Below are 25,129 nucleotides of genomic sequence, written 5' to 3'. Positions count from 1 at the left end.
TTTGCAGTCTGAATTTCAAGATCTTGTCTCAACTTTATACTGAAATCAGCCTGTGATAAGCGCGTTTTTTTACCATAAGTTCCGGAAATAACGGCATTTTTCCCTATAAACAGAAAAAAAGCAGGGAGCCATTCCCTGCTTTTAATAGTTTAAATACGATAAAAACGTCATTACATTTTTTTCTTCCGTCAGTTTTTGAATAAATGCCGGCTGCTCACTAAGATAGGAAAGCTCACTGAATAATTGCTTTACCTTGTTTTGATCTTTGTGTTTGACGGCAAGCATAAAAACGAGCGACACCTTTTCCGTCCCCCACTCAATCGGCTCTTTTAAGGTGGCGATTGCAATGGCTGATTGTTTGATATATTTAGAGTTCGCGTGAGGGATAGCAATACCCGCCCCGATATTTGTCGCCGACATTTTTTCTCTCATTACTGCATGAATGCCATACTCTTTTTCTACATAGCCTTTTTCATACAAAGCCTGCGCCAGCTTTTCAATGACCTGATAACGGTGCTCTGTCTCTTGCTGTAAAAAAACGAGAAACGGAGTCGTGTCGTTCAGCATTTTAAACGTTTTTTGCTCCCGGCGATGTGATGTATCAAGCTGTTGCATAAATGCGCTGAGCTTCTTTTCATCAGCAGACTCCAAAAGCGGTGATACGACAATATGAGGGATCGTTACATTTCCAAGCCCTATCGTAGAAATGACGAAATCTATATCTTTATGCTTTTTGATATACTCTTTCAGCTCCGCTTTTGCGATACAGTCTTTTACCGTAATGTGATGAAATTTGCGTTCAATTTTAGTCCGCAGCAATTGCGACATGCCAATGCCCATATGGCAGACGATGATCGTCCTTTTAGGGTTATGACTGCTTCGGCGCAGCCGTTCGATCGCTGCCTGAAAATGCAGCGTCAAATATGCCGCCTCTTCTTCAGGAATACAGAGATCAAATGTTTGATTGATGTCTTCTAAAACGTCAATGATAAGATGAAACAAATAAGGGTACATTTTTTTGATGTCGTGAAGCATGGGGTTTGAAACAGAGAGATCATAGCTCAGCCGCTTCAACACCGGATCGAGATGAATGTTCAATCCGTTGATCAGTTCCTGGTCTTTATGAAAATCCAGCATTTGCAGTTCTGAAACACAGTTGATCAAATGCCTGACGACTTTGGAAAGCTCAGAATCTTCAAGATCAAGCTTCTTTTCTTGCTGCGATGGATAGCGGACTTTCCCGCCTATAATATGTAAAGTTAAATAGACGGCTTCTTCCTCAGGAAACCGGATGGCAAATACCGGCTCAAGCCGTTTTAAACAAGCCAGTGTCCATTCATATTCTTTCTTCTTTTTTACCGCGTCCAGCTGTCTTGCAGAAATGGCGACCGGCTGTTTCATTTTGATACGGCGGATCGTCAGCAATGTATGCAGCAGCAAACTTTCAAATGTTTCATCCGTAAAATAGATAGAATGGTTTTTTTGTAATAACTTGATTTCTTTTCTCACAAAGTCCGCTTCATGACTTAAAAACTTACTTTTTATAAATTGGCTTGTAAATTCCGCATTATCAATCAAATCTGAAATTCGCGCCAATGCTTTTCTTTTGTTTTTTTCGTCCCCTTCAACCTTTAAACCGAGCCGCTGTTTAGATACCAGCGTGAGATCAAATCGCTTCAGCCACTCTTCAACCGCACTTACATCCTTTTTAATGGAAGCTCTGTTTACAAAATGCTGTGCGGCAATTTCTTTTGCGGAAACGGGCTTTGAATTCATTAATAAATCATAAGCGATGTGAAGTATTCTTTCTTCATCGGTCTTGTGCCTGCATGTAAAGTGCTCATTATAAATTTGCCGGCTTAACCGTGACCTTTCCTGTTCAGATATATGTAAATAGATGCCTAATCCCGGTTTGCGGATCAGCTGAGCTTGAGCATGTTCATTCAGGAAATCTTCAATCGTTTTCAAATCATTCCTGATCGTTTTTTCAGAACAGCGGACCCTGTCTGCGAAATCTTGCACAACTAAGTAGTCATCAGGTTCAGATAACAACAGATACAAAATCTTTTTCTGCCTTGAATTCATGTATTTCATCTGTTTTTCTATCCTTCCTGTCCATTTCTGCTGAAGCAATTGTGATAGGTTAAATATACTGCACATACGAAACCGTTTTCATTTTATAGTGAAACAAAAGAGTAAAAAGTTTTGTTTTTTACCGCAGGTTCCGGAAAAATCATGTTTTATACAGAGCTATTCACATGACAATAAAACACCAACCGTTTTTAAACGATTGGTGTCGGCAGCGAAAACCTGCTGTTACAGCCAAAATGTTTCGCCAAGCGCTAATGCTTTCAGGTTTTCAGGAGGTAATGCAAGCCGGTCCCACTCGCCGTGCAGTCTGCTTAATGCTTCCGGGCCTGTATCATCAGCAAGCCGGAATGCCCCGTAATGCATGGGAATGAAGCTGTCAGCCTTCAGCTCCAAAAACGCTTTCACGGCGTCTTCCGGATTGATATGTGACACTTGCATAAACCATTCCGGTTCGTATGCTCCGATCGGCATCAGAGCCGCCTTAATACGAAACCTCTCTCCGATTTCTTTAAAGCCTTCAAAATAGCCTGTATCTCCTGCAAAATAAATGGACTCGCCGTTTTCGCTTTCTATGACCCAGCCTCCCCAATGAGAGGTATCGGTATCCCAAAGCGTTCTCCGTGTCCAGTGCTGGGCCGGAACAAATGATATATTCACCCCCCGCATCTCAAAACGATCCCACCAATTCATTTCATGGACCTTTTTGCGGCCTTTTTTGTTGAACAGCTTTTTCAGTCCCGCAGGCACGTAAAAATCCGGGTTTCCTCTCAGTTTTTTTATACTCGGAAAATCAAGATGGTCATAATGCCCATGTGAAATGAGCACGGCATCAATGTCGGGCAGTTCGCTCAATTCATATCCCGGCTCTGTCAGCCGTTTTTGAAAACCCATCCGCCGCGCCCATACAGGGTCGGTCATTATGTTAAGCCCCTGTATTTGGATCAGAAATGAAGAATGGCCGATCCATGTTATGGCGGTTTCCGTCCGATTGACGGCAACATCACGGACATCCCTAGTGACCGCTTTCGGAATGTTCTCGCTTAAGTCTTTACTTTTCTCTCTTCGTTCTTTCATCCATTTCAACATGTCCCTGAATCCATGTTCATTCTTCACGCCATTCAAGTTTTCATATCTTTTTTTCATTATCATTCTCCCTTGACACGTGTATTCCATTAGATTCATCGGACATTTATACAATGTCTGTAAATACCGCCCCGCTTGCTTCGGCTAAATCTTGAGGCGCTGCTTTCAGCTGCATTCCGATTTTCCCCGCACTGACGATCATAAACTCCAGTGTTTCAGCGGATCTATCAATAAAAGTCGGAAACCTTTTTTTCATGCCGATCGGAGAGCAGCCGCCGCGCATATAGCCGGTCACTCCTAAAAGGTCCTTCATGGCAATCATTTCTATTTTCTTCTCACCTGCCGCCTTCGCAGCCTTTTTCAGATTCAGTTCTTTTGCAACGGGAACGGCAAAGACGTAATAACGATCAGTTCCTGCAGATGCCACTAAGGTTTTATAAACATATTCGGCAGCGTATCCGATTTTTTGTGAAACGGAAAGACCGTCTGCGGGCTGTCCCCCTTCTGTTTTGTAACCTAATAGCTCATAGGGAATGTTTTGTTGCTCAATGATACGGACAGCATTTGTTTTCACTGTTTTTTTCGCCATGGTTTTCCTCCGTTTTCTGTATTTCTATCTGCTTTATTTTCAACTTCGATTTTAATAAAATGACCGCTCAGTTGCGTGCTTTGTAATACTCAAGTGCAAACTGTTTAAAACGCTCAGCAGCGGGAGAGAGAGCATGGTTTTTCAGCTGGGCTAACGCTATGGTGCGTTCGCATTGGTAATCTGCAACCGGAAGAAAAACGACCGGAAAGTATGAATGCTCCGCGGTTTTCGGCAGCACTGCAGCCCCCAGACCCGCGGCGGTCAGCCCTAATATGGTTGACACTTCCTCTCCTTCAAATGCGAGATGCGGGTGTATATTCAAATCCCGGCACATCAGATCAAACATATACCTCAGTCCGTATCCCGGTTTAAATCCGACAAAATCCTCGTCCTGCATCTCTTTCATTTGAATGCTTTTATTTCCTGCAAGCGGGTGGTTCTCAGGTAGCACCGCATAAAGAGGTTCTTTCTCCAGCACTGTCCATTGTAAAAGCTCGCTGGGAAGCGGCGGGGAGCTGAGACAGATATCCGCATCTCCCGTTTCCACCATTTTGCGAAGCGTTTCATTTGCGCCTTGATAAAGCCGGAAGGTCACGTTTGGGTATAGCTTTTTAAATTCGGCAATCAGCTGAGGCATTAAACGCAGCCCGAGCGTATGAAGAAAAGATACAGATATTTCGCCGTGTTCCAGGCTCATATTCTTTTTCACTTGTTCAACGCCTTCATTTAAAGCTCGTCTCGCTTGTTTTGCTTTTATTAAGAACTGCTCTCCGTGCCTTGTCAGCCGGACTGCTTTTGTCTCTCTGTAAAATAACGGCGCGCCTAATTCTTCTTCGAGCCTGATAATCGATCGGCTTAATGCCGGCTGAGAAATCATTCTTTCTTTTGCCGCATTTGTGAAATGCTGATGAGTTGCCGCCGCAATGAAGTTGTCAATTTGATGAAGCTCCATTTTCTCCTTCTCCCCTTTCTTCATAACCTTCACGCATTAATTCTATAGTTATTATAAATTAGACACATTGAAATGAAAAGCGTACGATACATATATAACCAACAGTGAGAAAAGAGGGACATTCATGACGTTTATTCAGCCTCATACAAAGGCTTACAGAAAGGCCAGCTTGGCTCTGTTTATCAGCGGCTTTGTGACCTTCGCCACGCTTTACACGACACAGCCGCTTATGCCTTTGTTTTCGGAAGAGTTTCATATTTCCGCTGCGGCTGCCAGTTTAACTTTATCCATCTCAACAGCCGTTTTGGCATTTTCATTATTGGCCGCCGCTTCGTTGTCTGACGGATTCGGCAGAAAAAAATTAATGGTGCTGTCGTTAACAGCTACATCTGTTTTAGGTCTATTAACAGCGTTCAGTCCGGCTTTTCCGGCGCTTTTGGCGATGAGGGCGCTGCTCGGTATTTTCCTGGCAGGCGTTCCGGCTGTCGCTATGACATATGTAGGCGAGGAGTTTGATCCGCAGGGCCTCGGGAAAATGATGGGCTTGTATATCAGCGGCACAAGCATCGGGGGAATGAGCGGCAGGCTGTTAACGGGGCTTCTGACCGATGTATTCGGCTGGCGGCCGGCGCTTGCCATCATCGGCATTCTTTCTATTGTATTAAGCTATTTGTTTTGGCGTTTTCTTCCGGCTCCGCGCCATTCATCTCAGCGGCATGAGGGCGTAAAAGCGGCATGTAAGGAATACGGAGCGGTCCTGCACCGCAAACGGCTGCTTTTGTTAATATCTCTGGGATTTATATTAATGGGGAGTTTTGTGACATTATATAATTATATCGGCTTTCATTTAATGGCGGCTCCTTATCATTTGTCGCAGACTGTGATCGGTTTTATTTTTATTGTCTATCTCGCGGGAACGTTCAGCTCTGTCTATATGGGGAAAAAAGCAGATCTTTTCGGAAGCGCAAAAATGATTAAGGTTGCGATTTTTGTTATGCTTGCCGGTGCAGCGGTGACACTTTTGCCCCAGCTTGCGCTTAAAATCGCGGGGATTGCCGTCTTTACCTTCGGCTTTTTCGGCGCGCATTCGATCGCAAGCGCCTGGGTCGGCCGCGCAGCCGGTGATCAGCGCGCGCAAGCCTCTTCATTATATCTGCTTGCATACTATATCGGTTCAAGCGTGGCAGGGTCTTGCGGCGGTTTCTTTTGGACGCATTTTCATTGGATCGGTATCATTTCATTTATTTCGGTTTTGCTATTAGTGTCTTATCCGGTTTTATTTCTGGCGGAATTCAGAAAAAAGGGACATAGCCGCCTGCATGTAAATCAATAAAAACATTAAAGATTTGTGTCTTTTGTCCGATACTAAAGTTAAGGCCGGCACGATACTCCCTATAACTATTCCTTTTGATTCAGTAGATTTCAAATATCGTGCCGGCTTTCTTCAATTAAAAAACATTCTTCAGTTGTCTCACTCTTCTGTTACATACCTGCCCAAACATCTTTCGCATATCTTCCTTCCGCCTGCAGCTGTTCAAGCCAATTCAAGGAAACTTTTGAATCAGTGTTATGCACCTTTTCATACGCCTGAAGCAGTACATTTTCTACGGCCGGAGCCATTTTGCTTCCGTCGCCGCATATATAGAGATGGCCGCCTTGGTCAAGGAGAGCAATAATTTGTGCAGCCTCGCGAAGCAGGACATCCTGTACGTAAACTTTACAGTCCTGATCTAATCTGGAATACGCCCGATGCACGGTGACAAGGCCGTTTTTCTCCGCATCGTCGAATTCATCTTTGTACAGATCGTCTTCTTCAGGATGCCGGCAGCCGAAGTATAAATGAGCTTCGCCCAGGCTGTTACCGGACATTTTTTCGGCAGCCCGCGCCTGGATAAATCCCCTGAACGGCGCAATTCCTGTGCCTGCTCCGACCATAATGAGAGGCGTTTTCGGATTTTCAGGCAATGCGAAACCCGACTGCGGCGAGCGGATGAAACAGACGGCAGGATCGCCATTCTGTAATCCGGCTAAATAGTTCGAAGCCACGCCCCGGTATTCCCCACGGCCGCTCCATGCCGGAGCCGTCACAACGCCGACCGTGATACTGAGCTCCCCGCTGGCTGCCTTCGGTGAGCTTGAGATTGAATAATAGCGCGCCTTTAAGGATGGCAGAAGTTCTAAAAAGCGCTCAAACGGCAGTTCACATGCAGGATAATCTTCCAACAGGTCCAGCATGGTCATTCGTTTTTTCAGCACGTTTTCTTTATATGCCGCATCATCAGAATAAAGATGCTCCAATTCTTTTTGGTGCGGCGGGCACACGGTATGTGCGGCAAGTTCGCGAAGCTGGGCTCTCGTTGCCGGCTCCTGCAGCTCTACATAGGACGCCAAAAGCTCCGGCGCATTAACCGGCCGGTCCATCGGCAGATGAGGCAGCTGCCGGCCCTTGATCTTAAAGTGCTGGTTCGGATCAAGACCGAATCGGCGAATGACACGGCTGATCAGTTCCCCGCTGTTTTGCGGAAGCACCCCGAGATGATCTCCTTCCTGATACGTTTCTGTTTCGGGGAGACGCAGCTCAATATGCCGGACTGAGCGCTTGCTGCTTTCGGTATGAAGCTCTTTGTTCGTGATGACCTCCGCCTCAAATGCTTTGTACGTTTTGGCAATCGGCGTCTCGGCTGCTTCACTCACGTATTCGATTGATAACTGTGATTTGTTTGTCTGTTTTGGAGCGGCCTCTATATGAAAAGCCTTCATGATGTCCTTCCAGAATGAGTCTTCCCAGGCTTCCTGACTGTACTCAAAATCATCGGCATTGTCGCCCTCCCCGATAGAGGTCAGCCGTTTTGCCCCTTTTTCTTCAAGCACTTTGTCTATCAGGCGGGGGATCCTCTGGTAAGTGGCGGCCCAGTTGCGGTCTCCGCAGCCGAAGACGGCGTAAGAAACACCCTTTAATTCCTGATCTTCAAGGGTTTCCATCCATTTCACAAAACCCGCCGCATTATCAGGCGGCGCCCCGTTATAAGAAGCCGTAACAATAACGACCGCGCCTTTTACAGGCAGTTTCCCGGCATAATCATCGAGCGGTCCGGTTTCAGTTGAAAATCCTTTGCTTCTTCCGATATCAGCCAGCTCTTCCGCGATTCCTTCCGCAGTTCCTAAATTTGATCCGTAAAGAATGAGAAGCGGCGTTCCGTGGGACGGGATTTCTTTCATTTCTTCTTTGTGACCGCTGCCTTCAGCTTTATGGTTTTGTGCGGACTGCTGATTGGACACGTCCTTGTTTTTCACACGGATTTTAAAATCACCGGGCTTAATGGTTAGAGCTTCTTTAATCGTAAGCTCATAATCAGTATGATCAATCAGTTCAAAGTGTTTCAGGACAAGGCCGAGCACCATTGTCGCTTCCTGCAGGGCAAACTGCATCCCGATGCATGCGCGCTGTCCGTTTCCGAACGGCTTATACGCATCTGCCGGAATGGCCGCGGGATCACTGAACCTTTCCGGGCGGAATGACTCGGCATCTTCTCCCCACGCACTTTTATCCCGGTGCAGCTGCGGAGTCAGAATCGTCACCGGCTGTCCCTTCGCAATCGGATATTTCCCGCCGAGAACCGTATCTTCCTTCGCGTACAGAGAAAATGCCGGGGCAGTCGGATACAGCCGCAAAGTCTCGTTTAGCACCATGCGGATATATGTCAGCTGCTGAATCTGCTTATATTCAGGTGTCTCTCCCGTCAGCACCCGCTCGGCTTCCTGAACGGCTTTTTTCAATTTATCTTTATTTTTCAGCAGGCAATATATCGCAAAAGAAAGCAACCCGCTTGTGGTTTCATGCCCCGCGATCAAAAAGGTAATGATTTGATAACGGATATTTTCATCATCCAGCCTTTCCCCCGTTACAGGGTCTTTCGCTTCAAGCATCAATGCTAAAAGGTCAGACAGATTTTCATCCGGATTTTCCCTCCGCTCAGCGATGATCCGGTCTACAAGCGAATTCATCTCTTCAATATCCTGCTGGAACTGATGTCTCGTTTTGATCATCAGCTTGTCCTGCAGGCTGTGTCTTTGCGCTTGGCGCATGGCCTCCTGCAGCGCACGAAGCATACTTGTGATAAAAGAATGCTGTGTGTCGCGGTAAAAGCTGTTAAAGCGGTAATGAAATCCGCACAGGCCGATTGTATCCAGCGTCAGGCGCGTCATATCTTCGGCGACGTCAATTTCTTCATTCGGATTTAATCTGCTCCACTTCTGCACGAGCTGCATGGCAATATCCAGCATCATTGAATGATAGCCTTTCATCGCCTTCTGGCTGAAGCTCGGCAATAAAATCCGATGCGCTTTCTGCCAGTTCTTTTCGTGAGTCCAGCTCGTAAATAGTCCGTCACCGCCAAATTCACGGACTTTCAGCAGAGCTTTGCTGAGATTTTTGTCAAATCGCTTTTCATCACAGACTTCTGCGGCGAGCTCGCGGCCTGATACGAAGACCCCGACAGAGCTCGGAAATTCAAAACGAAAGATCGGGCCGTATTCTTCGGCAATTTTCCAAAGCGATTGTGACAGTTTTTCTTTTTCCAAGTGAGGGAGATTTTTGAGAGGCCCGTATGTTTTCGGCTGCGGTATAGCGCTTAGCTGTTTCATATCGATCTTCCTTCCTTCGGCGTATAATTAATGAGTTCTGATGGCATCCCAAGAACATTGTTCCAATTCTTTCAGAAACGGTTTTGTTATTTCGACGCTTCCCGTCCGGACAAGCTGATAGAGTTTGAGATATGCCCCGAGCAGCAGCGCCATCAGCACATTGGACGGCAGATTGCGGAGCACACCTTCAGACTTGCCGCGCTGAAAAAAGACGTCAAGCATCTGTGTTATTTCATCAAGAAGCTTACGGCTCGTTTCATTCAGAAAGTAGGCGTCCTTATTGGTTTCAAGAAAAAACAATGCATACTCACTTTCCTTCGTAAAATCAATCAGACAATAAAACAGATGATGAAACCCTTCTCTTACAGATATCCCCTGAAAGTCCGTTTTGACTTTTTTCATAAAACGCTGCGCACTTTCCTGATACAGTACGTTCACAAGTGTCTCTTTACTGTCAAAGTAACGGTAAATTGTGCCGGTTCCGACATCGGCCTGAGCGGCAATCATCGGAATCGTCGTTGCGTCAAATCCTCTATCTGTAAACAAAGTAAGCGACGCTTTCATAATGAGTTCAACCTTGTTTGAAGCTGTCATTTCATCCCCCTTTCTAAATGCGGAATGAATATTCATTCCGTTTGTTCAAAATATTTAAAATGTACGGTCATCTGATTACCATTGTATAAGAAAAAAACTTTTTTTAATATAAAATATATGTGAAATAACCAAAAATAAGGAAATATGCCCAATTTCACAAAAAGAGCTGCAGTGACTTAAGCAGCTCTTTTTATTTCCCAAGAAATATTCTATTTAATGGCAGTAATAAAATGGAATGAATCTCTGCTGACAACTGAAATATCTCTGAAATGCTGATCATAGAGCACCTCAATCACATCCTTCTCACTCATCCGCGAAGGTTTCAAAACCATATAGAAACACCCGTCAATTTGAAGAACGCGATACACTTCTTTACTTGCTGTCCGGTAATCGCTGACTGTTTCAGCAGTATGTAACGAGAAGACTTTATGAAAACTGCGGTCGCGGAACGGTATGCTTTCCGGCCTTCCCTGCTGAATGTTTCCGAGCCCGGCTTTTATAACCGAACGGTTTGCGCGCTGTGTTTTCCGTATTTTACGTTTCGATGTTTCTATGCTTTTAAGACTGCCCTTTTCAAGCTGTCCGATGATTTGTTTAAACATTGAGCCGTTTCCGGTCCCGATTTCCAAAATGCGGTCGTATTCCTGTATGTCCATCAAGATTTGCTGAATGACTGACTCTGCCGGTTCTGATGCAGCAAAGTATTTCGCGCGCATTCGTTTTAATGCTGAAGATGTATGTTGCAACATTGTATAACACCCGCTTTTCCATTCCTGTGATTTATTATTCAGAAATAATATTACCTCGTATTAGTATGAGGTACTAACTAGACGCACTTCTCTTCATGAACGTTTCGATTTATTTGAAATTTATATTTGTTTTCATAAAAAAAGACGGAAAACGTAGGTTTTCCGCCTGCTCTAGTACCAATAATACGGTGCTATATATCTTGTCTGCCGGGAAAGCGCCGCCATTCTCTGCCGGCGGTACGGGTTGCCGTAGCCGTGTTTAAATGAATGGGGCATTGACGCATACCCGTGCCCGATGGATGGAATTCTGTTCTGACCGCCCTGCATGCTATCACCCGCTAACCAATTTTTCTTTCTTTACCATGGTATGCAGGCCGTCTGCGACGTGACAGCAGCATCCTCGCTAAACCTGGTCCTTCTCCATTGTGTAATGATTCAGCAGTTCAATTCTGAACATGATGATCTCCTCCTTCTCCTCCGTTTTGGCCCTTCGTGTCCGTTAGTTCATATAAAAATGTTTCAGCTGGCGTTCTTTCGCTTCATTATAAAACTCTTCGACCTGCTGTTCTCGTTCATACTCTTCCGCACTTTTAAAACGCTTTGAAATGGTCAGTGTTAAAAAGAAAAGATTAATGGTCATTATCGCTCACCCCCTTTCAATATCCGCACAAGCGAAAATAACCCGCAGCAAAGTTCATATGCGCTGCGGGCAGACTAAATCCGCAGACAAAAGAAGACGATGCTTCTTTCCCTGCGGGGAGCTGCGAATGTCCTGATACTCCGAAATTAACGTGCTTGACGGGCAGAGGTTAAGGAAGGACACGAACTCTTCCACAGGCTGAATCGGTTCAATTGTAGATTTTGATTGCCGTTTAACGTCGTCATGTGATTCAACCTCCCTTTGCTTTTTTCTTACTTTGTAAGTATATCCATCAACTTCCATTTTGTAAACATTTTTTTCAAGATTTGGACGGAAAATGTGCTGGCATTCCGCTTCAATTGTCCGTGTTTTCCGGCATCTTTCTTACCTCAGGAAACTCTTTTCATCCCTTGCTTTTTCTGATCTTTTTTTGAATATGCAATAAAATAAATAAGGCCGACAAACACTGCCCCGCCGATGACATTCCCGATAAAGGCCGGAATGAGATTGCCAATCAGATCACCCCACGAAAAAGAACCTGCAAAAATCGCAGCCGGGATGATAAACATATTGGCTACAACGTGCTGAAAACCAATTGCGACAAACGCCATAATCGGAAACCATATACCCGCGATTTTTCCGGCTCCGTCTTCTGCGCCGAAAGAAAGCCAGACGGCCAAACAGACAAGCCAGTTACAGCCGATCGCCGAAACAATAACTTTTCCAAACGGCATATCCAATTTGCCTTGTGCGACCGCAATCGTTTTTTCCAAGTAAGGTCCTGTTTCGGTTAATCCGACAACATGTCCGAAAAAGTAAGCGACAAACAGTGCGCCGACAAGATTCATCAACGTCACGATCACCCAATTTTTCACTAATGCACCGGCGGATATTCTTCTGGAAAACAGCGCCATGGATACCGACATCATATTTCCCGTAATCAGCTCCGCGCCGGCAAGAACGACGAGCACCAATCCGATGGGAAACACGGACGCCCCGATTAAACTCGACAGGCTTCCCCATTCTTTCGGAAGGTCGCCGATGACACGGATATCAAGCAAATAACCGAGTGCGATAAACGCTCCTCCCAAAAATCCTAATACAATCAGTGCTGAAAGCGGTGAATGCACCTTTTTTACCCCTGATTCGACCGCAAGCTCCGCTATTTCGTCCGGTTTACGAAAAGCCATAATAACCCCTCCATTTAACAATTCAGCCCGCAGTTTCCAAAGACGCCTAACAAAAAAGGCAGCATTCAACTAACCCGTCTGAAAAAACGAGGGTTTGAATGCTGCCTAACTTGTATGCATACCCATACACCAATATCAAGCAGAATGAAAATATGCGGTATAGAATATGTACAGATCATGCACACATTCCATAAAAAATCGTCCTTAGGCCACTGCCGGCAGTTCATATCATATCAAATGTGACAATTTCGTGTCAATTGAATATTGTCAGCTTTTGATTTCTTCTTTATGCTCTTCAATTGAGCGGTCAAAGACAAACACCGATACAGCAATATTTTCCTCTATTTTTATATCTGAAAACAGATGCACCAGCTTTGCTCCGATGAGCTCTTCCATTCCGTCAGGCGTTTGTTTTGAATACAGTTCCTGAATTAAGCTGGTCCGCGCCGCATGAACCATTTCTCTTCCTTCAGGCGTGCGTGCGATAAACTGCTCACTTGCGCTTAGATTGCCGTAAAGTGTAGATACCGCCATGTTATCCACAAAAACGGTGTGAATTCGTTCAGGCCCCTTTCCAAATAATTCTTTGCGCAATTTCCGGATAATATCGTTAAATTCATGAATTTTTTTAGACATATTGTCCCCTCCGATTTTAGCCTATGAAAGACATTCCCGGTTCCCCTTTGTGACATTTCACCTGGTTAAAGTTTTCCTTTCGTATTGTATTATAATAAATATCACCTTATAATAAAAGCAGTGAAGATGGATTTGTAATAGGAAACGTGTTACGAGTCTATCGTTTTATACAAATAGGATTGGTCTGTTAGTAAGACTTGCTAGTGAACTATTCCGCCATGCGTATTTATACCGTTCTCCGGACAGGAGGCCGGTATCTATGTGCATGGCTTTTTTTCGAGTTTAAAAGATGGAGGGGAATTGGAAGTGACAGACGTTCAGTCTATCCGTGTCAAAATTGACGGCACGGAGTATGAAGCACCAGAGGGGTCTAAGATTTTAGATATTTTAAACCAAAACGGAATTGAGATTCCGCAAATATGCCATGTACCGGAAGTGGATCCGATTCAAACATGTGACACCTGTATTGTTGAAGTAAACGGGAAATTGCAGCGCTCTTGTTCCACGGCTGCAGAAAACGGGATGTCCATCTCGCTTACGTCGGGAAGGGTAAAAGAGGCTCAGACAGAGGCCATGGATCGCCTGCTCGAGAATCACCTGCTTTACTGTACGGTATGCGATAACAACAACGGCAACTGCACACTGCATAATACAGCGGAAATGATGGGAATTGAGCATCAGAAATATCCATATACGCCGAAAGATGATTCAAAGTGCGCGGTTGATATGTCTCACCCGTTTTACCGCTATGATCCGAACCAATGCATCGCCTGCGGCCAATGTGTGGAAGTGTGTCAAAACCTTCAGGTGAATGAGACTCTTTCAATTGATTGGGAGCGCGACCGCCCGCGGGTCATTTGGGATGAAGGCGTCGCCATTAATGAATCATCCTGCGTCAGCTGCGGCCAGTGTGTCACTGTCTGTCCTTGTAACGCACTGATGGAAAAATCAATGCTCGGCCAAGCCGGATTTATGACAGGTATAAAAGAAGATGTCATGGAACCGATGATTGATTTAGTAAAAAATGTTGAACCCGACTATACAAGCATCTTCGCCGTGTCAGAAGTGGAAGCGGCTATGCGCGATAAACGGACGAAAAAAACAAAAACAGTCTGCACGTTCTGCGGCGTCGGATGCTCTTTTGAAGTATGGACAAAAGGCCGTGACATCCTTAAAATTCAGCCTGTTTCCGATGCTCCGGTTAACGCGATTTCCACTTGTGTGAAAGGGAAATTCGGCTGGGACTTCGTGAATTCGGAAGAACGGATTACAAAACCGCTCATCCGGAAAAACGGCGCATTTGTTGAATCGTCATGGGAAGAAGCCCTTGACCTTGTCGCTTCAAGACTCGGTTCGATCAAGGCCGAACACGGAAATGGTTCTGTCGGTTTTATTTCTTCTTCTAAAATTACGAATGAAGACAACTACGTCATTCAAAAATTGGCACGCCAAGTATTTGAAACCAACAACGTGGATAACTGTTCACGCTACTGCCAGTCACCGGCAACGGACGGCTTATTCCGCACCGTCGGTATGGGCGGAGACGCCGGCACAATTAAAGATATCGCAAAAGCGGGCCTCGTGCTCATCGTCGGCGCCAATCCGGCGGAAGGACATCCGGTTCTGGCCACACGCGTGAAGCGCGCCCATAAGCTGCACGGCCAAAAACTGATTGTTGCCGATCTGCGCAGAAATGAAATGGCTGAACGGTCCGACCTCTTTATCAGCCCGAAACAAGGGACTGACCAGGTCTGGCTCATGGCAGTAACGAAATATATGATTGACCAAGGCTGGCACGATCAGGCGTTTATTGATGAAAATGTCAACTACTTTGATGATTATAAAGAAACGCTGGAAAAATACACATTGGAATATGCGGAGCGCATCACCGGACTTTCTCAGGATACGATCATCCGCATTGCCGAAATGATTCGTGATGCAGACGGCACTTGTGTTCTTTGGGGCATGGGCGTAACCCAGAATACAGGCGGCTCTGATACATCAGCGGCGATTTCCAACCTGCTGCTTGCCACAGGAAACTACCGCCGTCCGGGCGCCGGAGCCTATCCGCTGCGGGGACATAACAACGTTCAAGGCGCTTGCGATATGGGAACTCTTCCAGGCTGGCTTCCGGGATATCAGCATATTACAGATGATGCGGCACGCGCTAAATTCGAAAAAGCTTACGGTGTTGAAATTGACGGCAAGCCGGGTCTTGATAATATCGAAATGCTCCATGCGATTGAAGAAGGAAACATGAAAGCCATGTATCTCGTCGGTGAAGATATGGCGCTCGTCGATTCAAACGCCAACCATGTTCATGACATTTTATCCAGCCTTGATTTCTTTGTTGTACAGGATATTTTCCTTTCAAGAACGGCGCAATACGCGGATGTCATCCTGCCTGCGGTTCCATCTCTTGAAAAAGACGGAACATTTACAAACACAGAGCGTCGTGTGCAAAGATTGTATCAGGCGCTTCCGACACTCGGCGATGCAAAACCCGACTGGTGGATTATTCAGGAAGTCGCCAATCGTTTAGGCGCTGATTGGAATTACACGCATCCTAGCGACATTTTCTCAGAAATGGCGAGCCTTTCTCCGCTGTTCGGAAAAGCAAGCTACGACGTTCTTAGCGGCTGGAACAGCTTCCTGTGGGGAAGCTTTACGGGAGAAAGCACTCCGCTTCTTTATGAAGACGGCTTTAACTTCCCGGACAAAAAAGCCCGCTTTGCGCTGAGCGATTGGGTGGAGCCTGCTGTATTCCCTGAAGAATATGACCTGCATATTAACAACGGACGGATGCTTGAACATTTCCACGAAGGAAACATGACAAACAAGTCAAAAGGCATTCAGTCTAAAGTTCCGGATGTATTTGTTGAAGTATCGCCGGAGCTCGCGGCTGAACGCGGAATTTGCGACGGAACAATGATCCGGCTCGTCTCTCCTTTTGGGGCGGTTAAATTGAACGCGCTTGTGACAGACCGCGTCCGCGCAAATGAGCTTTATCTGCCGATGAACTCTACAGATAAAGATTCTGCGATTAATTTCCTGACCGGGCCTGCGTATGATTCACGGACACATACACCTGCCTATAAGCAGACAAAAGTCCGCATGGAAGTGCTCGGTTCCTGTGATACTCCGCCGCTTCCGAAAACGAATCCGCGGAACAAAAAACGTCATCCGCAAAACGGTGTGGAAGCTCAGCGAAAATGGAACCGTCCGGGCTATGTGCACTTAACTGATTAAGGAAAGGAGGAAACATTATGGCAAGCCCAATTACTGAAATTCAAAAAGAAACGAAAACAGAGGAACAGCTGAAAGCTGAAAAACTGGAAGAGCTGAAGACGCTTCTCGCAGAAAATGAAGAAGCCGTCGCGAAAACGATGTCCATCATGGCAGAGCTGAATAGCTTGGGCATTTTTGATGCCGCCGGCTATATGCTCCAGGCAAAAGAGGAGATTGCCAAAATCGCACTCGGACAGATTTCCCGGGAACCTGTCACCAATCTCCTGAATACGATGATGGCCGCGGGAGGCGCGCTGTCAAAAGCTGATCCCGAATTTATGGGCAGACTTTTAGAAAGCGCCATGGCCGGGACGGATCAGGCGCAAAGATTTTTAAAAGAGGACAGGAAAGTCAGTATGTTTGAACTGATGAAAGCCGTCGGTGATCCTGATATTAACCGCGCGCTCGGCTTCGGGCTGCAGTTTTTAAAAGGAATGGGAAAAGAATTACGCGAAACCCCGTCTGAATAAGAAACGAAAAAACCATTGTCAAAAGACAATGGCTTTTTTTATTCATCGGCCTCTTCCAGCCTCTTTTTATAAATAAGTGAACGGTCAACGCAGAAATAAGCGCCCGCTAAAAATACACAATCCGTTACAAACATCAGCATTTTCTGGCCCGCAGTCAGCCCTTGTCCGGGAAGAACCGCGCCGATATAAATGAAGGTGCTGACTGCAAGCAGAATAAATGCGTAATGCTTAAAATCTTCTATTAATGATTTCAGTCTTTTCTTCTCCATATAAGGTCACCTGCCAGTTTTATAGTCTACCAACATTATAATACAAGCTGACAGCCGACAGAGAATGTAAATCTATCCATTCTTTATAAAAGTGAATCAAGCGCCTGTTTCACATCCGCCGTTAAATCCTCAGTATCCTCAATACCGACTGAGATCCGCACGAGCCCGTCGGTAATGCCAAGCGCAAGCCGGCGGTCGCGCGGGATCGAAGCGTGCGTCATTCTGGACGGCACGGAGATTAAGCTTTCAACCGCTCCTAAACTTTCCGCGATCGTAAACAGGTTCAATTTTTCTAAAAACGTGTCGACGCGTTCGCTGCTGCCGACATCAAAGGAAATCATTCCGCCGAAACCGGAGCTTTGCGCTTTTGTCAGCTCATGGCCCGGATGTTTCGCTGATCCCGGATAGTAGAGCGTCTGAACGGCATCATGCGCTTCAAGCAGCCCGGCGATTTTCCCGGCGCTGTGATTGATGGCATCCATTCTGAGTCCCAGCGTTTTAATCCCTCTCATTAAAAGCCATGAATCCTGCGGTCCTAAAACGCCGCCTGTTGAGTTTTGCACGTAATGAAGCTTTTCACCGAGCTCTTTATCAGCCGTGACGACTAAGCCGCCGACGACATCGCTGTGGCCGCCGAGATATTTTGTCGCGCTGTGCAGCACGATGTCCGCGCCGAAGCTGAGCGGCTGCTGGAAATACGGCGTGTAAAACGTATTATCGACGATAAGCAATACGCCCGCTTCTTTTGCGATGTCAGACATCAGTTTGAGGTCAGTCACTTTCAATAGCGGGTTTGTCGGTGTTTCGATATAAATGGCTTTCGTATTCGGACGAATGGCCTTTTTGACTTTTTCTTCACTGCTCGTATCAACAAAGTCCGCTTCAATGCCGAAGCGGTTCAGCACACCTGTCATCACCCGGTAAGTGCCGCCGTATACATCATCCGTCAAAATAACATGATCGCCGCTGTCAAACAGCATCATGACGGCAGTAATCGCAGCCATGCCTGAGCCGAACGCATATCCCGCCGCTCCGCCTTCAAGCTCCGCAATTAAGCTTTCAAGCGCCGTCCGCGTCGGATTGGCCGTTCTTGAATATTCATAACCCGTGTGCTCGCCCGCTTTCGGCTGCCGGTACGTGCTTACTTGATAAATCGGTACGGAAACCGCTCCTGTTTTTTCATCTCCCGTAATTCCTCCGTGCACCATCAGCGTTTTTTTCTTCATCTTACTGACCTCCTTGAAAAATGTTTTTGCTTATATATCGATCGCTGCCGTCAGGGAAAATGGTGACGATATTTGATCCGGCGGGCGCTTTTTTCGCTTCTTCAAGCGCTGCATAAAGAGCCGCCCCTGAAGAGCTTCCGATTAAGAGGCCTTCTTTCTCGGCCGCTTCTCTGACAAGCGAAAACGCCGTATCGTCTTCCACCGTGTAAATGGCGTCAAAATGGTTCTCGTCCATATAATCCGGGATAAACTCCATGCCGATGCCTTCCGTTTTATGGGCATGCGGCTCTCCTCCGTTCAGGATCGAGCCTTCCGGTTCAACGATCACCGTTTTGACGGCAGGATTTTTCTCCTTTAAATAAGCTGCCGTACCGGCAAAGGTGCCGCCGGAACCCGCTCCTGCGACAAAAGCGTGGATATCCCCGCCGAGCGCGTTCCATATTTCGGGTCCGATCGTTTTGTAGTAAGTCAATGGATTTACTCGGTTTTTAAATTGCAGAACGGCATAAGAATTATTAATCTCTCTCTCCAGTTCAAGCGCTTTTCGGATGGCTCCCTGCATGCCTTCTTCTCTCGGCGTATGCACGATGTCCGCTCCGAGAGCTTTCATAATTTGCTGCTTTTCTCTGCTGAAATGCTCCGGGACGCAAAAAACGGCGCGAAGCTGATGCTTTCTGGCGCACAGAGCGAGTCCGATCCCGGTGTTTCCGGCAGTCGCCTCAATGATAACGCCGCCCGGTTTCACCTTTCCCGTGCGAAGCGCATCTTCAATGAGCATCCCGCCCAGCCTGTCTTTAATGCTTCCGCCCGGATTCATCATCTCAAGCTTAGCATAAACCGCTGTTCCCTCCGGTATATCAAAATGCTTGAGACGGAGCAGCGGTGTATTTCCGATCAGTTCTGTAATATCTGTTATCACGTTCAATATGTGTCCTCCTCCTGGAAAAGCGGAGGAGAACGAGAATCCCCCGCTTAGTGAATTCGTTTGATGACATTCAGGACAAGCTCAGTTGAATGAACGGCAGCCTGTTCTAAAAATTTATCAAATGAAACGTCAGATTCTTTTCCGGCAATATCAGATAAAGCTCTGATGACAACAAAAGGCGTTTTGAACTGGTGGCACACCTGTGCGACAGCCGCAGCTTCCATTTCAACCGCGTACAAATCCGCAAATTTGGCGCGTACGTCTTCAACCCGCTTCGGATCATTCATAAAAGAATCTCCCGTAGCGATTGTGCCTTTGGCGACTTGAATGCCGTTCAGTTCAGAAACCGCTTCCTCAGTAATGCTGATCAGCTTTTCATCAGCTTTGTATGCTGCCGGAAGACCCGGCACCTGTCCGTATTCATAGTCAAACGCCGTCACATCCACGTCATGATGGCGGACATCTGTTGAGATGACGACGTCGCCTACATTCAATGTATGATGAAAACCGCCCGCTGAGCCTGTGTTAATCACATAATCAGGTTTGAAACGGTCAAGCAGAAGCGTCGTGCTGATCGCTGCGTTGACTTTCCCGATACCCGATTTCAGCAAGATGACTTCGACGCCTTCATAGCTGCCAGTTGTAAACTCACAGTGAGCGATCATCTCTTGTTTTGCGTCTTTCAGTTTGCTTCTTAAAATCGTAACTTCTTCTTCCATTGCTCCGATGACTGCCAGTTTCATTTATACACAATCCCTTCGATTTACCGTTTAATCGCCTCCATTATCCAGACAAAGTCATTTTGCTGCGTAAACCGCGCGGCAAATCCCTCTTCTGAAAAGATGTTTTTCATTGTCCCGAGTGTCGGATAATGTTCCGTCTTTAAATCGTCCGCTAATTGATGATAGCCGTTTCGGATTGCTTTTTTAATGGTTTCATCATAAGCTTCATGATCTTTAAAGACTGTATCGGCAAACACTATTTTATCATGCTTCTGAAGGATTGCGCCATACTGCTTTACAGCCGTTCGCTTTTCTTCATCGGTTAAATGATGAAAGGCGTACGAGCTGACGATGGTATCTATTTGAAAAGGCGGAGCGGGAAACTCCAGAAAATCTCCGTCACTGAACACGGCTTTGTCAGAAAGCTTGTCAGCCGCCAGTTTTCTCATTGACGGAGACGGTTCTACACCAAACACCTTTTTGTTCGCGGCGGCTAATTTCGCCGTTAAATTCCCCGTTCCCGGTCCGAACTCTAAAACGTTTGAACCTGAAAGTGCGACAATGCTGTCAAGAATGTTGTCATATCCTTTAAAAACAGCAGCATATTGTTTGTCAGCCCCGTGCACTGTGGCGTCATAAGTCGCTGCCCAATCTTCAAATAAAGGAATAAATTCACGGCCCATATTTTTCACTCTCCATATTTTATAATTCCTATGAGTATAGTATGGATTAATCATGGAACAGTTACTATCCTATCACAAAAAAGAATGGAAGGGTACTAAAATACTTTGGGATTATTGCGCAATTACGGCAGAAAGGCTTATACTTTCATTGACTCAGAAGAAAAATCAGGAGGATCTGTACTGATGAATTTTCAATTGGATTTAATCAAAGATAAAGTAGAGTTTTTCGAAGCGGCATCTTTGCAGGAGCTTGAAAAGAAAATAAACGTTCAGATTGAAAACAACCAGGCGATTATGCTTCGCGTCCGTTCCGTATCCCATCAGGTGACGGCCGTTGACGGCAGAATCCTTTACAGCGCGTCGGTGCATTTTTCAGCTGACGTATGACAGAAAAATGCAGCTGATTAATCAGCTGCTTTTTTGCGGTTATTTTAAGGTTTCTACTTTTGTCGGCTTCCAGCCTTTTTTGTCTTTCCAAGTGATGGTGACCTGATACTTTTTGCCGTTCGTTTTGTCTAAAACTTTACCCTTCGCATCTTGCGGGCTTCCATTGTTTCCGAGCCACAGCACTGTCATGTGATCTTTTGACACGCCGGTTGCGTAAGAGATGGCGTCAAGCATTTCGGACCAGTCTTCAGAGCTTGAGTCATACGTCGCCGCATGTTCTCCCGTTTGCTTTGTGCCGACCGCTTTCCATTTTGGGTTAACAATTGTTTTCTCGACATCGCTTGATGAGCCGCCCTCTGTTATTTTTGCGCCTTTAAAAGGATCGCTTGAATCAGAGTCTTTTTTGCTGCTGTCATCACTTTTCGATGAATCATCGTCTTTTTTGCTGTCAGAGTCTGAAGATGAATCAGATGTGTCCTTATCCTGTTTATCTTTTTTGTCATCGTCTGATGCCGTATCTTTTTTGCTGTCTTTTATGTCTTCATCCGATGTCTGCTTCGTCTTGCCTGATGCAGGTGTTTCCTGCTTCTGGCTCGTGTCCGCTTTTTCGCTCACGTCGCCCGACGGACTGTTGATGAAGAGGCTGACGGCAACGACGACAATAAGAATAGATACGATAGCAATTAAAATGTTAAGCACCATATTTGCTTTTCTGCGCTTATCACGGTTTTCAAAACGAGATTGTTTATTGCTCAATCATTCTGCACTCCTTTATCCCTCTTGCTCAGCATATATTTTAACATGGGCTGAGCGGTTGTTCTATGTCTGATTTATTTCATTTTCATGTACCTTTTTAACAATATCATAAAACACTGTATTTGTCAGAGCCTTATCCCCCGGCGTGTCCATGTGCAGCACCACGAGAGCGTATTTCGGCTTGTCCGCGGGAAAGTATCCCGCAAACCATTTGTGGTAAAGCGTCTGTTTTTCTTTTGTGAACATTCCCGTCTGGGCCGTTCCCGATTTGCCTGCTATCTCATACGGCAGGTCCTGAAACCTTCGGCCGGTTCCTTTCGGTGAGGTGACGACTTCTCTGAGAATTTTTTGAAGCTGCTGCGCCGTATATTTGTCGATGTTTTCCCCTTTTAACGGCTGATCTTTGAATGATGCCATCGTCGTTTTGTTTTTGTATTCAATTTTGTCCGCGATTTTCACTTGTTTTTTTTCACCGCCGCGCGCGATCGCCGCCATCATATTGGCGACTTCAAGAGGCGTGACTTTCACGTTTTTTTGCCCGATCGCCGTCTGTGCGACGGCTTTTTTTACGGTTTTGTCTTTGTCATCTCCCCAAATGACCCCGCTTTTTTCATTATACAGCTGCCTGAATCGGTCTTCCCGGTACAGCTTGCCTTCCCAGCCCGCCCGCTGGGTGAGACCGAGTTTTTCCGCCATGTTTTCAATAACGGAATCATCTTTTTTGATCAATTTTTCCGCAAGACTTGTAAACGTATAATTGCAGCTTTGGGCAAAGCTTTCTCCAAAACTGAGCGTGCCTTTGTCATCCCCCGGCTCTCCGTACAGGTTGAGATTGCAGTTAAAGGATGTGCCCGGCTTCACTTCGTTTTGTTCTATTGCGGCTGCGGCGATCACCGTTTTAAATACTGATCCCGGATAAATCGGCGTCAGCATGTAATTTTGCAGTGTCTGCTGCTTTGACATGTCGGCGTCAGGCTTTGATACCATTCCGAGCACACTGCTTTTTTCAATGTCTAAAAGGACGGCTCCCCCCTTTTTTAACCCGCGGTCTTTCAATACATCTTCCATTGCTTTTTGAATATTGCGGTCGATGGAGGTTTTGACTTGCAGCGGATAAAACGCGTTTGCTTCAGCCGTATATTTGACGTCCATTCCGAATAAAGGGTTTCCCCTTCCGTCGACATGATACAAAAGTTTTGTGTCCTGATCCGCCAGTAAAAACTCATCAAACGTCCGCTCCATCCCGCTTGTCCCGATTTTTGCCGTGATCGGCAGTTCCTTCCTGCCGGGGTATTTCTTTTTCAAAAGCTCAGGGTCCTGGTTTGTCGCGCCCAACAGATGAGCGGCTATGTTTGTTTCTTTGCTGTCTTTCATATATACGCCGTAAATGCCGGGATATTTCAAAGAATTGATATTTGACACGGATTGTTTCGTCAAATGTTTTATTTTTCTGCTGTTCAGGATCACCGGTTTTTTTGCTTCCGTGAGCAGCTGCCTGAGCTCCCTCTGTTTCATTCCGAGAATGTCTGATACCCGGTCAACCGGCCAATCCTGCGTCACGAGAAAGGGAAACAGTATGACGGCAGGCTGCTTTTTTCCGGTCAGTTCTTTGCCGTTCCGATCAAGAAAAGAGCCGCGTCCGTCTGAAATAAGGACTTCTTCCGTCCGCTGCTTGACGCTTTCCTGAATCAGATTAATATTGGATTTTGAAAAAGATTCTGTAAAAAACAGCTGAATTTCAGCCAGCCTCGCAAGGAGAAAGAAAAACACGAGCAGAAAACAAATCACGGCCGTTTTCAGCCTTTTTGATACGATCATAAAAAAACACCTCATCCACATTTTGGACGAGGTGTTTCATTGTTAAACGGATCTTATGAAATTTTCACAATTTTCACGAGCATTTCTCCGCCCGGCGTCTGAACTGTCACTTCTTCGTCCACTTTTCTGCCGAGCAGGCTTTTGGCGATTGGCGAGTCGTTTGAAATTTTTCCTTCAAACGGATCAGCTTCAGCGCTTCCGACAATCGTGTAAGATTCTTCTTCACCGTCCGGCAATTCGATAAATGATACGGTTTTTCCCAAACCGACTACATTTGAACCGCCGTCGTCCTCGATGATTTTCGCATTCCGGATCATGTTTTCAAGCGTCGTGATGCGCCCTTCCACAAATGCCTGTTCTTCTTTTGCAGAATCATACTCAGAGTTCTCTGACAGATCTCCGAAGCTTCTTGCGATTTTAATGCGTTCTACTACTTCTTTACGTTTAACCGTTTTCAATTGCTCTAATTCTTGTTCAAGTTTTTGTTTTCCTTCGTGAGTCATCGGAAAAACTTTTTCTTGTGCCATGTTCCTTCACTCCTTGGTGGTTGTCCCTCAACAATAACGTGTGATTATGTATGAGAGCATAAACGAAAAAATCAAGAATGAGAACACAGGGCAGTCCTCGTTCTTCTCTCCCATATAGGTACTGTTTATCTTAAACTGAATGTGTGTTTTCTGCAAATGTTTCGGTTTATAAACAGGGAAAGAAGGGAACTGTCTCATTCCCTTCCAGCCTATACATAATATGGTCTGAGTTATTTATGTCTATGCTATGGTATTACAAAATTGCATTTTGTTCAAGGATCGTTTGAATCTTCGTGACCATCAGATCGATTGCGACGTGGTTTTGCCCGCCTTCCGGAATAATGATGTCCGCGTAGCGTTTCGTCGGTTCAACAAACTGATTGTGCATCGGTCTGACGACGGACACATACTGCTCAATGACAGAATCGATTGAACGGCCTCTTTCGTTAATATCTCTCATAATCCGTCTGATGATACGGAGATCCGCGTCCGTGTCAACATAAAGTTTCATATCCATGAGGTCGCGAAGCCTTTTATCTTCGAGAACGAGAATGCCTTCCAGAATTATGACATCCTTCGGCTCAACCGGAATGGTTTCCTCAGAACGCGTATGCAGTTTATAATCATAAATCGGCTTTTCTATCGGCCGGTAATTCAAAAGCTCTTGAATATGCTCGATTAAATAGTCATTATCAAATGCGAGCGGGTGATCATAGTTTGTGTTCAGCCTTTCTTCAAACGGAAGATGGCTTTGGTCTTTATAATAAAGGTCTTGCTGGATCATTAAAATCGAGTGTCCTTTAAACTGTTCATAGATGGAACGGGTGACGCTTGTTTTTCCTGATCCGGAACCTCCTGCGATGCCTATAACTACAGGACTCTTACCCATT

General features: G+C 45.8%; 24 protein-coding genes. 4 read left to right on the top strand and 20 right to left on the bottom strand.

From position 1 onward, the window contains the following. Positions 1–141: 141 nt before the first annotated feature. From CXL14_RS10670 to CXL14_RS10655, 4 genes are all read right to left on the bottom strand, one after another. Positions 142–2,094 carry a mannose transport/utilization transcriptional regulator ManR gene (locus tag CXL14_RS10670; protein WP_014418451.1) on the bottom strand — a complete coding sequence of 651 codons (1,953 nt, stop codon included), beginning with the start codon at positions 2,092–2,094 and terminating at the stop codon, positions 142–144. A gap of 222 nt (positions 2,095–2,316) precedes the next feature. Next, positions 2,317–3,234, bottom strand: coding sequence for an MBL fold metallo-hydrolase (locus tag CXL14_RS10665; protein ID WP_014418452.1), 918 nt, complete (start codon positions 3,232–3,234; stop codon positions 2,317–2,319). Positions 3,235–3,280: 46 nt separating this feature from the next. Continuing rightward, positions 3,281–3,763, bottom strand: a complete 483-nt coding sequence (gene ybaK / locus CXL14_RS10660; protein ID WP_014418453.1) for a Cys-tRNA(Pro) deacylase — start codon at positions 3,761–3,763, stop codon at positions 3,281–3,283. A gap of 67 nt (positions 3,764–3,830) precedes the next feature. Then, positions 3,831–4,715, bottom strand: coding sequence for a LysR family transcriptional regulator (locus tag CXL14_RS10655; protein ID WP_007408231.1), 885 nt, complete (start codon positions 4,713–4,715; stop codon positions 3,831–3,833). A gap of 124 nt (positions 4,716–4,839) precedes the next feature. Between CXL14_RS10655 and CXL14_RS10650 the strand changes: the two genes are divergently transcribed. Further along, a complete protein-coding gene (locus tag CXL14_RS10650) occupies positions 4,840–6,048 on the top strand; it encodes an MFS transporter (protein ID WP_089072449.1) in 1,209 nt (402 codons plus the stop codon). A gap of 149 nt (positions 6,049–6,197) precedes the next feature. Here CXL14_RS10650 and CXL14_RS10645 read toward each other — a convergent pair whose 3' ends face one another. From CXL14_RS10645 to CXL14_RS10615, 7 genes are all read right to left on the bottom strand, one after another. Further along, positions 6,198–9,359 carry a bifunctional cytochrome P450/NADPH--P450 reductase gene (locus tag CXL14_RS10645; protein ID WP_014418455.1) on the bottom strand — a complete coding sequence of 1,054 codons (3,162 nt, stop codon included), beginning with the start codon at positions 9,357–9,359 and terminating at the stop codon, positions 6,198–6,200. Positions 9,360–9,386: 27 nt separating this feature from the next. Then, positions 9,387–9,953, bottom strand: a complete 567-nt coding sequence (locus CXL14_RS10640) for a TetR/AcrR family transcriptional regulator (protein WP_014418456.1) — start codon at positions 9,951–9,953, stop codon at positions 9,387–9,389. Between the two features lie 209 nt (positions 9,954–10,162). Then, positions 10,163–10,702 carry a class I SAM-dependent methyltransferase gene (locus CXL14_RS10635; protein WP_101287791.1) on the bottom strand — a complete coding sequence of 180 codons (540 nt, stop codon included), beginning with the start codon at positions 10,700–10,702 and terminating at the stop codon, positions 10,163–10,165. 171 nt (positions 10,703–10,873) lie between these two features. After that, positions 10,874–11,029, bottom strand: coding sequence for a hypothetical protein (locus CXL14_RS20180; protein ID WP_007408227.1), 156 nt, complete (start codon positions 11,027–11,029; stop codon positions 10,874–10,876). Positions 11,030–11,201: 172 nt separating this feature from the next. Beyond that, positions 11,202–11,342 (bottom strand): YrzI family small protein, encoded by a 141-nt coding sequence (locus CXL14_RS10630; RefSeq protein ID WP_003152787.1) that lies wholly within the window; start codon positions 11,340–11,342, stop codon positions 11,202–11,204. A gap of 389 nt (positions 11,343–11,731) precedes the next feature. After that, complete coding sequence (locus CXL14_RS10620; protein WP_007408225.1) at positions 11,732–12,532, bottom strand: formate/nitrite transporter family protein; 801 nt, start codon at positions 12,530–12,532, stop codon at positions 11,732–11,734. A gap of 267 nt (positions 12,533–12,799) precedes the next feature. Then, positions 12,800–13,168: a Na-translocating system protein MpsC family protein gene (locus tag CXL14_RS10615; protein ID WP_007408224.1), complete on the bottom strand. Its 369-nt coding sequence runs from the start codon at positions 13,166–13,168 to the stop codon at positions 12,800–12,802. 306 nt (positions 13,169–13,474) lie between these two features. On the opposite strand from CXL14_RS10615, the gene fdhF reads away from it, so the two are divergent. Both fdhF and CXL14_RS10605 read left to right on the top strand, forming a co-directional pair. Further along, positions 13,475–16,417 (top strand): formate dehydrogenase subunit alpha, encoded by a 2,943-nt coding sequence (gene fdhF, locus CXL14_RS10610; RefSeq protein ID WP_087920802.1) that lies wholly within the window; start codon positions 13,475–13,477, stop codon positions 16,415–16,417. A 17-nt stretch (positions 16,418–16,434) separates the two neighbouring features. Beyond that, the gene (locus CXL14_RS10605) at positions 16,435–16,926 is read left to right on the top strand and encodes a helical membrane plugin domain-containing protein (protein ID WP_007612765.1); all 492 of its coding nucleotides are present in this window, start codon (positions 16,435–16,437) and stop codon (positions 16,924–16,926) included. Between the two features lie 38 nt (positions 16,927–16,964). Here the strand turns inward: CXL14_RS10605 and CXL14_RS10600 are convergent, their stop codons facing one another. The 5 genes from CXL14_RS10600 to CXL14_RS10580 form a co-directional block, all read right to left on the bottom strand. Then, on the bottom strand, positions 16,965–17,195 hold the full coding sequence (locus tag CXL14_RS10600; protein ID WP_012118061.1) for a YrhC family protein: 231 nt from the start codon (positions 17,193–17,195) through the stop codon (positions 16,965–16,967). Between the two features lie 83 nt (positions 17,196–17,278). Next, positions 17,279–18,421, bottom strand: a complete 1,143-nt coding sequence (locus CXL14_RS10595; protein WP_101287789.1) for a bifunctional cystathionine gamma-lyase/homocysteine desulfhydrase — start codon at positions 18,419–18,421, stop codon at positions 17,279–17,281. Between the two features lies 1 nt (position 18,422). Beyond that, entirely contained in the window at positions 18,423–19,346 is a 924-nt protein-coding gene (locus CXL14_RS10590; protein ID WP_015387961.1) for an O-acetylserine dependent cystathionine beta-synthase, read from the bottom strand. 47 nt (positions 19,347–19,393) lie between these two features. Next, the gene (gene mtnN, locus CXL14_RS10585; protein WP_003152774.1) at positions 19,394–20,089 is read right to left on the bottom strand and encodes a 5'-methylthioadenosine/S-adenosylhomocysteine nucleosidase; all 696 of its coding nucleotides are present in this window, start codon (positions 20,087–20,089) and stop codon (positions 19,394–19,396) included. Between the two features lie 20 nt (positions 20,090–20,109). Next, a complete protein-coding gene (locus tag CXL14_RS10580; RefSeq protein ID WP_014418461.1) occupies positions 20,110–20,751 on the bottom strand; it encodes a class I SAM-dependent methyltransferase in 642 nt (213 codons plus the stop codon). A gap of 183 nt (positions 20,752–20,934) precedes the next feature. Here CXL14_RS10580 and CXL14_RS10575 point away from each other — a divergent pair, with 183 nt between their 5' ends. Continuing rightward, entirely contained in the window at positions 20,935–21,138 is a 204-nt protein-coding gene (locus tag CXL14_RS10575; protein ID WP_003152771.1) for a YrzA family protein, read from the top strand. Positions 21,139–21,177: 39 nt separating this feature from the next. Here the strand turns inward: CXL14_RS10575 and CXL14_RS10570 are convergent, their stop codons facing one another. From CXL14_RS10570 to udk, 4 genes are all read right to left on the bottom strand, one after another. Beyond that, positions 21,178–21,894, bottom strand: a complete 717-nt coding sequence (locus CXL14_RS10570) for a YrrS family protein (protein WP_021494371.1) — start codon at positions 21,892–21,894, stop codon at positions 21,178–21,180. Between the two features lie 63 nt (positions 21,895–21,957). Continuing rightward, positions 21,958–23,712, bottom strand: coding sequence for a peptidoglycan D,D-transpeptidase FtsI family protein (locus CXL14_RS10565; protein WP_089072450.1), 1,755 nt, complete (start codon positions 23,710–23,712; stop codon positions 21,958–21,960). A gap of 53 nt (positions 23,713–23,765) precedes the next feature. Continuing rightward, complete coding sequence (gene greA / locus CXL14_RS10560) at positions 23,766–24,239, bottom strand: transcription elongation factor GreA (RefSeq protein WP_003152766.1); 474 nt, start codon at positions 24,237–24,239, stop codon at positions 23,766–23,768. A gap of 253 nt (positions 24,240–24,492) precedes the next feature. After that, positions 24,493–25,128: a uridine kinase gene (gene udk / locus CXL14_RS10555; RefSeq protein WP_003152763.1), complete on the bottom strand. Its 636-nt coding sequence runs from the start codon at positions 25,126–25,128 to the stop codon at positions 24,493–24,495. Position 25,129: the final 1 nt, after the last annotated feature.

Source organism: Bacillus sp. SJ-10 (assembly GCF_002843505.1).
In the GTDB taxonomy this organism is placed as follows: domain Bacteria; phylum Bacillota; class Bacilli; order Bacillales; family Bacillaceae; genus Bacillus; species Bacillus velezensis.
The sequence above is the reverse complement of the archived record's forward strand: the minus strand, read 5'-3'. Positions and strand labels throughout refer to the sequence as shown.

Bases quoted from the DNA above. Each gene is read 5' to 3' on its own strand.
- CXL14_RS10615 (WP_007408224.1), bottom strand. From the start codon at position 13,168: ATGTCTAAAAAAATTCATGAATTTAACGATATTATCCGGAAATTGCGC.
- CXL14_RS10630 (WP_003152787.1), bottom strand. From the start codon at position 11,342: ATGACCATTAATCTTTTCTTTTTAACACTGACCATTTCAAAGCGTTTT.
- CXL14_RS10595 (WP_101287789.1), bottom strand. From the start codon at position 18,421: ATGAAGAAAAAAACGCTGATGGTGCACGGAGGAATTACGGGAGATGAA.
- CXL14_RS10575 (WP_003152771.1), top strand. From the start codon at position 20,935: ATGAATTTTCAATTGGATTTAATCAAAGATAAAGTAGAGTTTTTCGAA.
- CXL14_RS10635 (WP_101287791.1), bottom strand. From the start codon at position 10,702: ATGTTGCAACATACATCTTCAGCATTAAAACGAATGCGCGCGAAATAC.
- ybaK (WP_014418453.1), bottom strand. From the start codon at position 3,763: ATGGCGAAAAAAACAGTGAAAACAAATGCTGTCCGTATCATTGAGCAA.
- CXL14_RS10650 (WP_089072449.1), top strand. From the start codon at position 4,840: ATGACGTTTATTCAGCCTCATACAAAGGCTTACAGAAAGGCCAGCTTG.
- CXL14_RS10645 (WP_014418455.1), bottom strand. From the start codon at position 9,359: ATGAAACAGCTAAGCGCTATACCGCAGCCGAAAACATACGGGCCTCTC.
- mtnN (WP_003152774.1), bottom strand. From the start codon at position 20,089: ATGAAACTGGCAGTCATCGGAGCAATGGAAGAAGAAGTTACGATTTTA.
- CXL14_RS10655 (WP_007408231.1), bottom strand. From the start codon at position 4,715: ATGGAGCTTCATCAAATTGACAACTTCATTGCGGCGGCAACTCATCAG.
- CXL14_RS10580 (WP_014418461.1), bottom strand. From the start codon at position 20,751: ATGGGCCGTGAATTTATTCCTTTATTTGAAGATTGGGCAGCGACTTAT.
- CXL14_RS10605 (WP_007612765.1), top strand. From the start codon at position 16,435: ATGGCAAGCCCAATTACTGAAATTCAAAAAGAAACGAAAACAGAGGAA.
- CXL14_RS20180 (WP_007408227.1), bottom strand. From the start codon at position 11,029: ATGCAGGGCGGTCAGAACAGAATTCCATCCATCGGGCACGGGTATGCG.
- greA (WP_003152766.1), bottom strand. From the start codon at position 24,239: ATGGCACAAGAAAAAGTTTTTCCGATGACTCACGAAGGAAAACAAAAA.
- udk (WP_003152763.1), bottom strand. From the start codon at position 25,128: ATGGGTAAGAGTCCTGTAGTTATAGGCATCGCAGGAGGTTCCGGATCA.
- CXL14_RS10670 (WP_014418451.1), bottom strand. From the start codon at position 2,094: ATGAAATACATGAATTCAAGGCAGAAAAAGATTTTGTATCTGTTGTTA.
- CXL14_RS10600 (WP_012118061.1), bottom strand. From the start codon at position 17,195: ATGGAGAAGAAAAGACTGAAATCATTAATAGAAGATTTTAAGCATTAC.
- CXL14_RS10620 (WP_007408225.1), bottom strand. From the start codon at position 12,532: ATGGCTTTTCGTAAACCGGACGAAATAGCGGAGCTTGCGGTCGAATCA.
- CXL14_RS10640 (WP_014418456.1), bottom strand. From the start codon at position 9,953: ATGACAGCTTCAAACAAGGTTGAACTCATTATGAAAGCGTCGCTTACT.
- CXL14_RS10565 (WP_089072450.1), bottom strand. From the start codon at position 23,712: ATGATCGTATCAAAAAGGCTGAAAACGGCCGTGATTTGTTTTCTGCTC.
- CXL14_RS10665 (WP_014418452.1), bottom strand. From the start codon at position 3,234: ATGAAAAAAAGATATGAAAACTTGAATGGCGTGAAGAATGAACATGGA.